The 13,524-nt window shown below is 46.2% G+C and carries 9 protein-coding genes; 5 read left to right on the top strand and 4 right to left on the bottom strand.

Annotated elements, in window-relative coordinates; all coding sequences use genetic code 11:
- Positions 1–9 precede the first annotated feature (9 nt).
- From EMM73_RS16585 to mtnK, 3 genes are all read left to right on the top strand, one after another.
- Positions 10–480 carry a CreA family protein gene (locus EMM73_RS16585; RefSeq protein WP_127687923.1) on the top strand — a complete coding sequence of 157 codons (471 nt, stop codon included), beginning with the start codon at positions 10–12 and terminating at the stop codon, positions 478–480.
- A 274-nt stretch (positions 481–754) separates the two neighbouring features.
- Positions 755–1,567: a copper resistance protein NlpE N-terminal domain-containing protein gene (locus EMM73_RS16580; protein ID WP_186435267.1), complete on the top strand. Its 813-nt coding sequence runs from the start codon at positions 755–757 to the stop codon at positions 1,565–1,567.
- Positions 1,568–1,661: 94 nt separating this feature from the next.
- Entirely contained in the window at positions 1,662–2,837 is a 1,176-nt protein-coding gene (mtnK, locus tag EMM73_RS16575; RefSeq protein ID WP_127687921.1) for an S-methyl-5-thioribose kinase, read from the top strand.
- 71 nt (positions 2,838–2,908) lie between these two features.
- Here mtnK and EMM73_RS16570 read toward each other — a convergent pair whose 3' ends face one another.
- The 3 genes from EMM73_RS16570 to EMM73_RS16560 all read right to left on the bottom strand — a co-directional run bounded on the left by EMM73_RS16570 (position 2,909) and on the right by EMM73_RS16560 (position 7,128).
- Positions 2,909–4,996: a peptidase domain-containing ABC transporter gene (locus EMM73_RS16570; protein ID WP_127687920.1), complete on the bottom strand. Its 2,088-nt coding sequence runs from the start codon at positions 4,994–4,996 to the stop codon at positions 2,909–2,911.
- 298 nt (positions 4,997–5,294) lie between these two features.
- The gene (locus EMM73_RS16565; protein WP_127687919.1) at positions 5,295–5,549 is read right to left on the bottom strand and encodes a hypothetical protein; all 255 of its coding nucleotides are present in this window, start codon (positions 5,547–5,549) and stop codon (positions 5,295–5,297) included.
- A gap of 319 nt (positions 5,550–5,868) precedes the next feature.
- Complete coding sequence (locus EMM73_RS16560) at positions 5,869–7,128, bottom strand: HlyD family secretion protein (protein WP_186435266.1); 1,260 nt, start codon at positions 7,126–7,128, stop codon at positions 5,869–5,871.
- A gap of 167 nt (positions 7,129–7,295) precedes the next feature.
- Here EMM73_RS16560 and EMM73_RS16555 point away from each other — a divergent pair, with 167 nt between their 5' ends.
- Together EMM73_RS16555 and EMM73_RS16550 are read left to right on the top strand one after the other, a co-directional pair.
- Positions 7,296–8,240 carry an exo-alpha-sialidase gene (locus EMM73_RS16555; RefSeq protein WP_127687917.1) on the top strand — a complete coding sequence of 315 codons (945 nt, stop codon included), beginning with the start codon at positions 7,296–7,298 and terminating at the stop codon, positions 8,238–8,240.
- Between the two features lie 248 nt (positions 8,241–8,488).
- Positions 8,489–10,780, top strand: coding sequence for a TonB-dependent receptor (locus tag EMM73_RS16550; RefSeq protein ID WP_127687916.1), 2,292 nt, complete (start codon positions 8,489–8,491; stop codon positions 10,778–10,780).
- A gap of 69 nt (positions 10,781–10,849) precedes the next feature.
- On the opposite strand, the gene ppc is transcribed toward EMM73_RS16550, so the two are convergent.
- Positions 10,850–13,480: a phosphoenolpyruvate carboxylase gene (gene ppc, locus EMM73_RS16545; protein WP_127687915.1), complete on the bottom strand. Its 2,631-nt coding sequence runs from the start codon at positions 13,478–13,480 to the stop codon at positions 10,850–10,852.
- Positions 13,481–13,524 lie beyond the last annotated feature (44 nt).

Below are 13,524 nucleotides of genomic sequence, written 5' to 3'. Positions count from 1 at the left end.
GATTGAACTATGAAAAAATGGCTTTTGGTGTTTACAGTTCTTGGGCTCGCGGCCTGCTCTGATAAAGAAGTAGCAGCTGTCAGCTTAGGTTTATTCACCACCAAAGACATTAAAATTCAGACCTTTGATGACCCGAAAATTCCAGGAGTTACATGCCACATTAGTCATGTTGAAGCTAATCTGGATTTTGCTGACCCATCCGACATGTCCATTGCCTGTCGCCAAACAGGTCAAATCACAGCAGCCATGTTAAAAGATATTGATCGTTCTAAAAACGGCGAAGTGATTTTTAGCACCTCTAAGAGCATCTTATTTAAGAATTTAAAAATTCGCCGAATTTTGGACAGCAGCAGTCAAACTTTGTTGTACTTGTCGTATTCCACCAAAGAAAGTACCGGCAGCTACAAACATTCGCTCACAAGCGTGCCCCTATGGGGAACTGAGGCATGGCAAGACGCTGCGACCAGCAAGTCGCCTTAGCCATTTGCTGAAATAGCTTCAGGCTTGCGAAAGCTTATATCCTGTCAGGCAATAGCTATATCTCAGGTCAATCGACGCTGTTCGGCAGTTCTATTCTCAGAGCCTGCTGGTCTTTTCATACTGGCTATTCAGGCAAAAATGCACTCAAGCTTTGAATCACCAAAAAATCCGATCATTAGCAGTTCACTTTGCTCGCCCAATTCAGTTCTGGTACAGCGCAGTAGCTTTATAATGCAACTTCATGTTCTCCAGAACCAGAAACAAGGAGATTTTTATGTCTAAACCGCTGATCTTTAGTCTGACCGCCTGGTTGGTTTTAGCCGCTTGTGAACCAGTGCCTGCTGAGCCACCTGCAACAGTTTTCACTGAGACGACAAAGGTCGAAACTGTCGTTGAGCAACACAACAGCCAAAACTCTCTGGACTGGGCGGGGACCTACAGAGGCGTGCTGCCTTGTGCCGACTGTGAAGGTATAGATACTCTGTTGACACTGAACATGGACAATAGTTACCTGCTCAGTATCACATATTTGGGCAAAGAGACTGATACGATCCAGCAACAAGGTAGCTTCGAATGGGATAATACGGGTTCAGTCGTTCAATTGTTGCACCTAAAAGATGGCGCGGCTTTGTATAAGGTGGGAGAAAACCAGCTGTTCCAACTAGATATCGCAGGTGAAATTATCACTGGTGATTTATCGGACAACTACAAACTGATAAAGCAAAATCAACCACCACAAGCCAGGCTGACCGGAGTACGCTGGACGCTCAGTGAGTTGATGGGACAAAAAGTTCTAACGACAGAACCTGATTCGACTCCCTATCTGGAGTTTAGTATCGACAATAGAGTCGATGGTTTTACCGGCTGTAACCACTTTACCGGTGCTTATGAGGCCGAGGGCTTGCGCTTGCGCTTCAAACCCTTGGCGACTACAGCAAAAGCCTGTCTGCATACTTCTGTGGAAGAACAATTCCTCAGCACAATTCATGGAATAGACAATTACACTCTGAATGACTCAGGTTTGGCGTTTTATAAAGCCCGTACAGCTGCTTTAGCACGTTTTACCTCAAAACAACTGCAGCCTTAACGCAAAACGGCGTTGCAACAGTACAAAAAGACGATTGTGCGACCTAAAGTGGTTTGCGATGATGACCTTTTGTTTTTTATGGAACAGTTTTCTGATGCCATACCAAGTATTAAGCCTAAAAGAAGCCGCATTATTTGCAGACAAGCACAGCGATTTATTTGGCGACCACAGCCAATTAAGCACAGATCTATTGAAAAGCGATGGCTTGAATCAAGTAGTGCGTGTAAAAAATAACAGGGGGACCAGCCTTATTGTGAAACAGGCTTTACCTGAGTCCTCAGCTTATAGCCAGCACTGGCCTATCAGCTTAAACAGAGCAAAAGTTGAGGCTGATTTCTTAAAACACCATGCCAAACTATGCCCGGATTATCTGGTTGAAGTGCTGTTTTATGATGCCGATTTGTGTGCACTGTTACTGGAAGACTTATCAGATTGCGTGACATTGCAAACAGCTATCGCGACTGGGCTTTTAGTGAAGGAGACAGCGATCCATCTGGCGCGCTATCTTGCTACCACTAGCTTTTACAGTAGTGATTTTGTTTTAGCCGGCCCGGTTAAAAAAGCTAAACAGCTGCAATTTAATAATCCAGAACTCAGTTTAGTCATTGAGGATTTGGTATTTACTGACCCCTACTGCAACCATGAGCGTAATAGCCTGAGTTTAGCGCAACTGCCACAAGTTCAAGAGTTATGGCTTAATGAAACACTACAGGCTGAAGTAGCTAAGCTAAAAGCTGGTTTTCTCGCCAAACCTCAGGCTTTGCTGCATGGCGATTTGCAGTGCAGCAATATACTGCTGAATCATCTACAGCACAAAATACTAGGAGCAGAATTTAGCTGTTATGGTCCGATAGGTTTTGATGCAGGAACTTTTCTTGCCAGTCTTATTTTAAATGTGCTGACTCAGGAAGATGCAGAAACACGTGCCTTGCATGACTATTTGTCAGATCAAATTGAGCTGTTTTGGCAAGAGTTCTCAGCCGTATTCAGCCAGCTGATGCAAAAACAAACCACAGATCAGAGCTTTCAGAATGCCATATACCAAGAATGGTACCTGCAGCAAGTGTGGCAAGATACTCTGGGTTACGCAGGCTGTGAGCTTATCCGCCGCACTATAGGCTGGGCACCCGCAGATAAATTTAAGCAGCTAAAAGACGACGACTTTAAACAGCAGACTCAGCAAAGGTTGCTAACTTTAGGTCGCTATCTCATCGAAAGCCGAACGCGCATCAGCTTGCAGGATTTATTGGCACGCTGTGCCGCAGCATAAAAGTGTTAGTCTACAATGCAACAGGTGCAAAGCCTGTTGCTTTGCTCTACAGCTCTCGAGTTGTACAAAGGCTAAGCCGAATGATTCAAGGAACGGAATTCTGTGGTGATATCGGTGAGAAGGCCTTGCTGCAGCAGCAGGATCCGATCTGCAGTTAAAATACTATCAGGTCTGTGCGCCACTATAATGCGAGCGATCTGTAGCTGACGAATCGACCGATTCACTCGTGCCTCAAGCGCCACATCCAGATGACTGGTCGCTTCATCCAACAGCAATACTCTGGGCTTGTGGTACAGAGCTCTGGCGAGCAGTACACGTTGCTTTTGGCCGCCGGATAACGCTGATCCCATATCTCCAATTAAGGTATTGTAACCCATTGGCAAAGCAATAATGTCCTGATGGATAGCTGCAAGTTCTGCACAATGCATCACATACTGCACATCAGGTTTAGGGCTAAAAAAGCTGATATTGTCCATCACAGAACCTGATAAAAGCTGATCATTCTGCATCACAGCAGCAATTTGACTCCGGTAATGTTGTACACCAAAACTGCTGAGTTCCATGCCATCCACCAAAACTTTACCTTGCTGTACCATTTTCATTCCGAGCATAATTTTTAACAGCGTGGTTTTACCACAGCCGGATGGCCCAATAATAGCTACACTCTCACCAGGAGATAACTTGAAGTTCAGTTGATGAAACAGCCAAGGATCCTGAGCTGTCTGCTGAAAACTCAAATCACGTAATTCAATATGACCTTGCAAAGGTAAAAAAATCTGGCTTTCTCCTAAACTCTCTGTATCTGTCAGAGCAATATCTGCCAACCTTTGCAAGTGCAACTCCAGCATGCGGAATTCGATCCAGCGGTCAATAAAAGCTGCAGCTCTTTGGGTGAACTGACTTTTGTAGCTGGCGAACGCAAATAACATTCCAACACTAAACGAATTATCTATCACAGCCAAAGCCGCCAGATAAACCACCACTATGTGTTCAATACCAAATAACAACTGATGCATAGCCTGCAAAGATAAGTGCCATCGGCCCAGTCTGAATTGCTGGTCCACGGCATCCGAGTACTGATTCTGCCACAAACTTAGTCTTTGGCTCTGCTTTGAAAACAGTTGCAAACACTGAATGGCCCGAACGCTTTCCATAAAACCAGATTGTTCTTTAGCCTCAGCTACTATGCCTTGTTCGGTACATTGTTTCAGTGCTGAGTAAAAAAGACACCGTAACAAGGCATAAGCTAATACAGCAACCAACACAACGCTAGCTAAAACAGGATGATAAACAAAAAGTAACACCACTACAGTGCACGCCATCAGGCCATCGATCAGCGCCTCAATCAGACTATTGGTCAATAAATCGCGCAACTGCTGTAAAGAGCCAAAACGAGACACTATGTCTCCCATATGGCGTTTCTCAAAAAAACTGATCGGTAAATGCAGCAAATGCCGAAACAGATTAGTTGCCAACTGAAGATTTAAGACAGCCCCCAAATGCAGCACTAACCAGCTTCTTAGAATATTGGTCAGAATTTGCATCAACAGCAGCAAAGCAAACCCTATTGCCAGTACATCCAATAAAGCCAGATCTCGACTCAGCACTACCTCATCGACGACCAGCTGCATGTAATAAGGCGCCACCAGTAAGAAAAACTGTAATACCAGAGACATCAACAGTATTCTGAACAATGCAGACCACAAGCCTGAAGCCGAAGACCAAAACTGCCGTAAACTCAGCTTTTGTCGTTGATCCTGTGGTTTAAATTCTGAGGTTGGGGCCAGCTCAAGAGCAATACCAGTGAAACACTGATCAACCTCAACAAAACAAAGCTCTCTTTTGCCAAATGCAGGGTCATGGATCTGAATCTTTTGCCTTTTTACTTTGACCAGTACGACAAAATGATTCATTTGCCAATGTAAAATGCAGGGCAACTTCAGTTGCCCTAACTCTGCAAGCTCCAGCCGTAAAGCACGGCCAGCCAAGCCCAAATTGTCAGCCAATTGCATCAGGTGCTGTAAAGTTAAGCCTGTCAGCGACAAAGGATAGCGTTGGCGTAAACTGGCCATATCAGTTTTATAGCCATAAGCACCAGCCACCATGGCCAGACAAGCAAGTCCGCATTCAGCGGCTTCGGATTGATAGATGGTTTGCATCAAAGCATTCTCGCTTACACAAAATAAATCAAACCCAACAGCCTTCTGATCTGCAGCGAATCTCGAAACCATGGCCATTCGGTATAATTAACATCCAATTCAAGCCTGAGTCCTGGTGACTCTCTATCTGACCACGCAGGTGTTGGCATCAAATCACTGTGAAAAAAACTCAGGTAAAAAATATCAGCGCTTAGGTTCAGACAGAACATTGCGCAGATTGATCAATCAAAATTGATCCACAAGGCCAAGCATGGAGCGCAACACAACATACTCAGCCCATACGACCCGCGAATTCTTTTCATACGCCCAGATCTCCATTCTTACTGTGCTGAAACCTCCAAAGCGCAGCTGCGTATAAAAAACATATCAACGGACAAACCACCAAAGGGATAACAAACTCCCACAGGCTAAGATCGACTTTGCGTAAAGCCAAAATTAGCCAAATAGCCACAACAGCCTCGCTGCCAAGTCTTAACACCCCATGTTTGAAAGTAAACTGCCAAACAGAAAGACTCTTAGCTTCGTGCAAACAATCATTATTTGACGCCTTCATAATCAGCTCCATTTAATTAAAGGTAGGGGAAGCAACCCCTACCTTTGTATCGGGATATCAAGGGAGATAGTACAGTCCTACACCAGCCATGCATCCACCCACTGCACCACCAACAGCGCCCCAGGGCCCAAATGCAGATCCAACTTTGAATCCGAATCGTCCTATAACAAAGCAGGATGCAACAGCGCCCCAACCAGCACCACTCACCACACTTACTTGCTCAACCGTCAAGGCTCTCATTTTTCGAGTTCCTCTCTTAGATTAAACTCAAGCATCACCTGAGCTATCATTCTGTGTCTTTGCAGCTACACAGCCTGATTTAAATCTGAAATCGTCCTTTTAAACTAAGCAATGGTTCCAGCAGCCAGTTCAGCACTGACCTCTGCTCCAGTACTATGTCCGCACTTAGTAACATACCGGCCTGCAGTGGTATTTTTTCGCCATAGGCATCGATAAACTGCTGATTTAGCTCAACTTGTACTTGATAAACGGGTTCCTGAATTTGCACTGGACTGTCGGGGTCTTGCGCCATTAATATCGCTTTTGAAAGTTGAAGGATTTCCCCTTGATATGAACCAAAACGCTGGTAAGGAAAAGCATCAAAACGCAGCCAGGTGGTCTGGCCTGGCTGAATGAAACCAAAAGCTCTGGTCGGCACTAGTAATTGAGCGTATAAAAATCCTGATTCAGGTACTAATTGCATCAAAACCTGACTGCCCTGTAAATACTGGCCTTTGTTCACAACTAAATTAGTTACTCTGCCCGCTACAGGAGCTGTGACAACTACCTCTTTACGAGCTAGAAGTTCAGTTTTTTGCTGTTCAATACTAAGCCGCTCCGCTTGTAACTGCTGCAATTGCCGCTGCAGTTCAAGCGGCAAAGCCTGAAGTTGATTTTCCCGCTGGATTTGTTGTTGCACTATGGATTGAGCCAGAGTTTGTACCTCCGCCAGTTGCTGTTGTAACATCAGATGCTGATCTTGTTGCTGCTCCAGTTGCTGCTTGGGTACATGTCCTTTCAACGCCAATTCGTGTTGAGATAACAATCGTTGACTCTGCAGATCTATGCGTTGAGACATGAGATGCTGCTGGCGCTTATTCTCAGTCAGTTGCTGTTTAACGTTATCAATTTGTGCTGATAATTGTTCACGCTGCTGTTCAAAACTCTGCCCAAGTTCTTGTTGTTTCTGAGTGTTTATTGCCAATTGAAGTGTCAGGCTGGTTTGCAGGTGATCGGTCAGACTTTCTCCGACAGCCAGATATTCGTCACTGCTCAGCAAGGCTAGTTTTTGCCCAGCCTGAACCAGAGTGCCATCCTGAACATACAATTGCTGCAGTACAGCCGGGCGCTGGCTCTGAATACGAACAATGCCACTGGACGGCTTCAGGTAGCCAAAAACTGTTTCTTTGCGGGAAAAACTAGCCTGATGCAGAAACACCAGTAGACTGAGCAGAATGAAAACCAGACAAAAACACAATACTGAACCGCTGACCGGCTGAATAATACTCACCTGACCTTCCAGGCGTCGCTGTTGCGCTTGCAATGCTTTGGTTCTAAATAAACTTTGCTCTGTCGTCACAGTGAAACTCCATGCAGTTTTGTAGACTGCGAAAAGACTTTCTACTTGTGTCGACAGGCATAAACCCGACACTATAAAAAACAAGGGCTGCTGGTTGAAAAACAAGTGTAGCAAAGATCAAATTAATTACAAATAATTAACAAAAAAGCGTAGGCAGGACCTCCTATGTGTCTAACCCCGTAGCAGAACAAAATACAACAGCTATAAAACTGCTTTGGTCGCAGCGAGTATGGAAGGCTGGAAAGCATAATGCTTTTACAGACTTATGTTATTTTAACCAGCGTTATTATCTGGTTTTCCGGCAAGCATCCACCCACCACTCTACTGACGGTGTGCTGCGGATTATGAGTTCAGTGCAAGGCAAAAAGTGGCGCACTCTGGCTGTACTGCGCAACCCAGCTGCTGATTTGAGAGACGGTAAGCTCAGTGTGACCCCCTGTGCAAAGCTACAATTACTAGCAGCGGCAGCCTTTCACGACAAAACGAATCAGGCCTATCAATCCTATCTCTGGTTCTCAGCGGATGGGAAAAACTGGTCTGAACCTCAGGCTGTAGGTGAAGCTGATTATTGGTTATGGCGTTTAAGCTGGTTACGCAATCTGGCTTATGCTGTTGCTTATAAATGCGGGCCTGATCGACATATCCGTTTGTATCAGCAAAATACTGCGGGCCAGTTTGAGGTTGTAGCTCCACGCATATATTCGGACGGTTATGCCAATGAGGCCGCTTTATTGTTTGATCATAAAGATACCGCCTGGTGTCTGTTGCGCAAAGATCCGGACCATGGTCAGCTAGGTTACGCCTTTGCTCCTTACCATCATTGGAATTGGCTAGATATTGGCTGTCGCATAGGAGGCCCACAAGCCATATTTGCACCCTCAGGCCAAATGCTGGCAGTGGTCAGACTCTATGATACAAAAGTACGCACCAGTCTGGTTGGTATCAACCAAGATACAGGCCTGCTGACAGAATTACTGACCTTGCCCTCAGCCGGAGACTGTAGTTATGCAGGTATGGTATTGCGACAAAACAGCTTACTTATCAGCTACTACTCCTCACATCAGGGACACTGCTCAATTTATACAGCACTGGTACAATTAGCAGAAAAATAGGCGAAAGTTAGAAGCATGTAAATCTGATTTTGCTTAAATAGATGTTGCACAATAAAAATTCGCCAAGCTGATACTTTTTAGCCATTTTATCAGCATGATCGGCAAAAGTAGCTGCAAAATGCTATAGTAGCCATAAGTTATCAGGGCAAACACTGTGGTCACTCCAGAGTTTGTAGGGTTCGCTGTGATAACAGATCTGCAGGACGCACCAGAATATATAACAGCCTAAAAATTAAGGTAAAACATTGATGAAAACATGCAAAAAGTCTGTTCTGGCATTGAGTATTCAGGCCAGTCTTCTCGCAGCAGCTATGGGTCTTTCTCCTGCTTTATTAGCGCAGGAAAGTGACAAAGACCAAGCTGCAGAAGAGACAAAATTGGAACGCATTATGGTGACTGCGCAAAAACGCGTGCAAAGCACCCAGGAAGTTCCTATCTCTGTTGCAACCTTAAGCGGTGAAAAATTTGACGCTTTGTTTGCAGGTGGCGAGGACATTCAGGCTTTATCCGGAAAAATTCCGGGTTTATACGCTGAATCATCAAACGGCCGTGCTGCACCACGTTTTTATATTCGTGGTTTAGGCAACACAGATTTTGACCTGGCAGCTTCTCAGCCAGTTTCTGTGGTGATGGATGACGTGGTGATGGAAAACGTGATCCTTAAAAGCTTCCCGTTATTTGACATGGCTCAGGCTGAAGTCATCCGTGGCGCTCAAGGTACTTTGTTCGGCCGTAATACCACAGCTGGTATAGTTAAATTTACCTCTGTGAAGCCAACTCAGGACTTTGAAGCTTATACCAAAGCAACGGTAGGCAGCTTCGGTACTATTAACGTGGAAGGTGCGGCAGGTGGTGGGTTAACTGATGAATTATCAGCCCGCATCTCCTTGATGAACCAGAACCGTGACGATTATGTGGATAACGGTTTTACTGGCGAAAAAGACTTTACCGGTGGTCATGACGAAAAAGCAGGACGTCTGCAATTCTTGTATGACACTGACAGTTTCTCAGCCTTGTTCAACGTACATGGCCGCAAACTGGATGGTACGTCCTCTTTATTCAGAGCAAACGTCTTAACTCCGGGCAGTAACGAACTGAATGAAAATTACGACCGCGAGACAGTGTATTACGATGACGGTGAAGGTAACTTCCAGAAATACGATAACTTCGGTGCCTCTCTGACACTTGAGTTTGATATCAACGGCATGACTTTGACTTCTATCACAGCGCAGGAAAATGCAGACGGTAAAGGTAAAGGAGATATAGACGGCGGTTACCGTATAGATGCAAATTTTGACAACGTACCTGAACAGATGGGGCCAGGTTTTATTCCTTTTGGTGCTGTTACTGAAGATCAGTTAAATGATCTGGAACAGTTTACTCAGGAAATACGTTTAGCCAGCGATACCACTGAAGCCTTAGAATGGCAGGTTGGAGCCTTCTATTTTGATTCTTCTTTTGGTGTAACCAGTATTGACGGCTTCTTTGGCGCAACGACTGTCTACCACGGCAATAAAAGCTGGGCTGTTTTTGGTCAATCGACTTACAACCTGACGGATCGCTTGGATATCACAGGCGGTATTCGATATACCTACGATGAAAAAACGTTCTCTGTCGGACAGCAAAACGTAGGCGGCGTTGCTTTGGTTGTGCCTGATGCAAATGGTAACCCTTCAGCCAGCATCCAGGATTACGATCCTCTCAAAGTCGATGATGGCCAGGTCAGCTGGGAATTAAGCAGCAACTATCGCCTGACCGACAAAACCAGTGTTTTTGGTCGTGTTGCCAGCGGTTTCCGTGCCCAGTCCATTCAGGGTCGTGACGTAGCTTTTGAAAAGGCGCCGTCAGTAGCCGAATCAGAAACTATTACTTCGGTTGAAGTGGGTGCTAAATCAGATTTACTGGACGATTCACTGCGTCTGAACGGTGCTTTGTTTTATTACACCATTGACGATATTCAATTATCAGCCATAGGCGGTGAAACGCAGGGTAACCAGTTAATCAATGCCGATAAAGGTGTAGGTTATGGTTTCGAAGTGGACGCTGAATGGCGTGCGACTAAGAGCCTGGTGTTAGGTGGTGGTTTTAGCTACAACAACACTGAACTCAAGGATAAAAACTTACTGGTTGCTCCTTGTGGTTCGGGCGCCTGTACTCCAACAGACCCATCTAACGGGGCCGGCTTGGTATTTATTGATGGCAACCCTTTCCCACAAGCTCCTGAAACTATTTTAACGGTCAATGCCCGTTACGATATTCCAGTCAGCACAGGTGAGATTTATGTGTATGGTGACGTAGCCCGTCAGGGTGAGACCAACCTGTTCCTTTATGAGTCTATGGAGTACCGCACGAACGGCAACTTCGAAGCAGGCTTACGTATTGGTTATCTGAACTTCGATAACGACTACGAAGTGGCTTTATTTGGCCGTAATATCACAGACGAAGATAATCTGAAAGGCGCTATCGATTTCAACAACCTGACGGGTTTCGTTAACGAACCTCGTATTATTGGTGTTGAGTTTAAAAAGAACTTTTTCTAAGTTTTAACTCTCGAAAAAAGAGGGCTCATTACTTTGAGCCCTCTTTTTTGTCCACGTCAGATAAGCGACTTAACCCGAGTTACGCATACCGGCGGCAATACCAGCAATAGTTACCATCAAAGCCCTTTTAATACTGTCGTTAACCGTTTCAGGCGCGTGCCTTACTCTGTTTAATAGCTCCACTTGCAAAATATGTAGCGGATCGACGTAGGTGTTACGCAACATAATCGACTCGCGGATCCAGGCTTCTTTCGCCATCAGGGTATCGCTTTGGATCAGCTGTAACAGCAAGGCTGTATCTGCAGCCAGTTGCTGACGCAGTTGTTGTCCCAAAGGCAACAAAGGCGCTGGCACCAGTTTTTCATCGTAATAAGCTGCTATTTCCGCATCTGCTTTTAAGTACACCATTTCCAGCATAGACAAGCGGGTGGCGAAAAACGGCCACTGCGCGCGCATTTGTGTCAGAAGTTCGGTTTTACCCTGCTCGACCACCACAGCCAGCGCGCTGCCAGCACCTAACCAGGCCGGCAACATCAGGCGGTTTTGCGACCAGGCAAAAATCCATGGAATAGCACGCAAGCTCTCTACACCACCATTAGGATTCCGTTTCGGCGGGCGACTACCAAGTGGTAACTGACCCAACTCCAGCTCTGGCGTAGCAGCGCGGAAATAAGGCACAAAGTCCGGGTGATGCCGCACTACAGCACGATAAGCTTCACAGGACACTGTGGCCAGTTGCTGCATCAGCTCACGCCAGCTTTGCTCCGGCACTGGCGGAGGCAACAACACGCCTTCCAGTACAGCACTGGCATACAAGGCAAGGCTGCGTTGTGCCAAGCCGTTTAAACCAAATTTAAAGCGGATCATCTCGCCTTGTTCAGTCACCCGTAAACCACCAGCCAGTGATCCTGGCGGCTGAGATAAAATAGCCGCATGAGCCGGACCGCCGCCCCGACCTATAGTACCGCCACGGCCATGGAATAAAGTCAGTTGTACTTTCGCCTGCTTACAGATAGCCACTAAAGCTTCCTGTGCACTGTACTGAGCCCAGGCCGCGGCAAAAGCACCAGCATCTTTGGCAGAGTCTGAATAACCAATCATCACTTCCTGACGACCGTTGATATAACCTCTGTACCAGTCAATGGCCAACAACTTGCTAATACATTCCGGTGCATTAGTTAAATCCGCCAGGGTTTCAAACAAAGGAGCCACCCGCATCGGGAAAGTAATACCAGCGTCTTTGAGCAATAACTGCACAGCCAGCACATCTGAGGGCTTACCTGCCATAGATATCACGTATGTAGATAAAGCTTCTGAACCATGCCGGGCCACTATGTCACAGGTATCCAGAACTTCTTTGACTTCAGGGCTTGGAGTCCAGTTGCGGGGGAATAAAGGTCGCTTGCTATTGAGCTCATTTAATAAAAATGCCTGACGCGCAGCCTCATCCCACTCGGCATAGTCGCCAATACCCAAATAACGGGTAAACTCGCTAAACACTGCAGTGTGACGACCGGATTCCTGCCTGACGTCCAGCTTCAGCAAGGTTAAACCAAAAGCATAAGCACGGCGGATAGTATCTTTTAATAAACCTTCAGCCACCACTTCCATTTTGCAATCAAGCAACGACTGGTAACAAAGCAGCAAAGGCTCCAGCAATTGCTGGTTATGCCAAATTAAGTCATCTGGCCGTTGTAATCTGTCGTGTTTTAAGGCTTCAGTCAGCCAGTCTCTGGTGTGCAGCAGCTGAGAACGGAAATCTTTTAGCAGCTTGCGATAAGGTTCTGACACATCGCCTACCACAGCACGTAATGCATCGTTGACCTGATTCATCGACAGCTCATTGGCCAGCACATCTAAATCCCGGCTAAATAAGTCAGCGGCCTTCCAACGGCTTAACAGCAGTACCTGGCGTGTGACTTTAGCCGTCACAAAAGGATTGCCATCTCTGTCGCCACCCATCCAGGATGAAAAACGGATAGGCGCTGCATCTAAGGCCAGACCATGACCCAAAACAGGCAATAAGGCAGTGTCCAGTTCACGAATAAACTCAGGAATTGCTTCCCATAATGAAGTTTCAATCACAGCAAAACCCGACTTGGCTTCATCGACAGGAGTTGGCCGCTGTTCGCGGATTTCATTGGTATGCCAGGCTTGAGTGATCAGCTGATACAAGCGGTTTTCTACTTTTTTCTGCTGTACAGGGGCTAAATCCTGCTCCAGCTCTGCCAAGCAGGCTGCAATTTCAGTCAACTTGTGAATAAGAGTACGACGGGTCACTTCAGTCGGGTGTGCAGTCAGCACCAGCTCAATCGACAGATCAGCAACTGCCTGTTCAATCCGGTTTTTACTGATCTCTTTATCCTGCAACAGTTGCAGTAATTCGGCCACTGGCTCTGGCTTTTCAATAGAAGCGCGGCCAGCTTTACTGATGGTATGGTGCTGTTCTGCTAAGTTGGCCAGATTTAAAAACTGGGCAAAAGCACGGGCCACAGGCAGAATTTCCTGATCCGTTAAGCTGGCTAGTACTTGCTTCAGTTGTTGGTCCTGCAGCTCTGTCCCCTGCCTTGCTTCTTTGGCTAAAGCACGAATTTGTTCAATACGTTCTAATACGGCGTCACCTAATTGATTGCGTATGGTGTCACCCAACTGGGTGCCCAGCAATCCGACATTTGCCCTCAAGGCAGCATATTGCGACATGTCCCACTCTCCTCGTTGCACTGCCTGCAGTTTGTTCTGCACTT

Origin of the sequence: Rheinheimera sediminis (assembly GCF_004005375.1) — a bacterium.
Taxonomy (GTDB): domain Bacteria; phylum Pseudomonadota; class Gammaproteobacteria; order Enterobacterales; family Alteromonadaceae; genus Pararheinheimera.
This window is presented reverse-complemented; position numbering and strand designations above follow the sequence as displayed.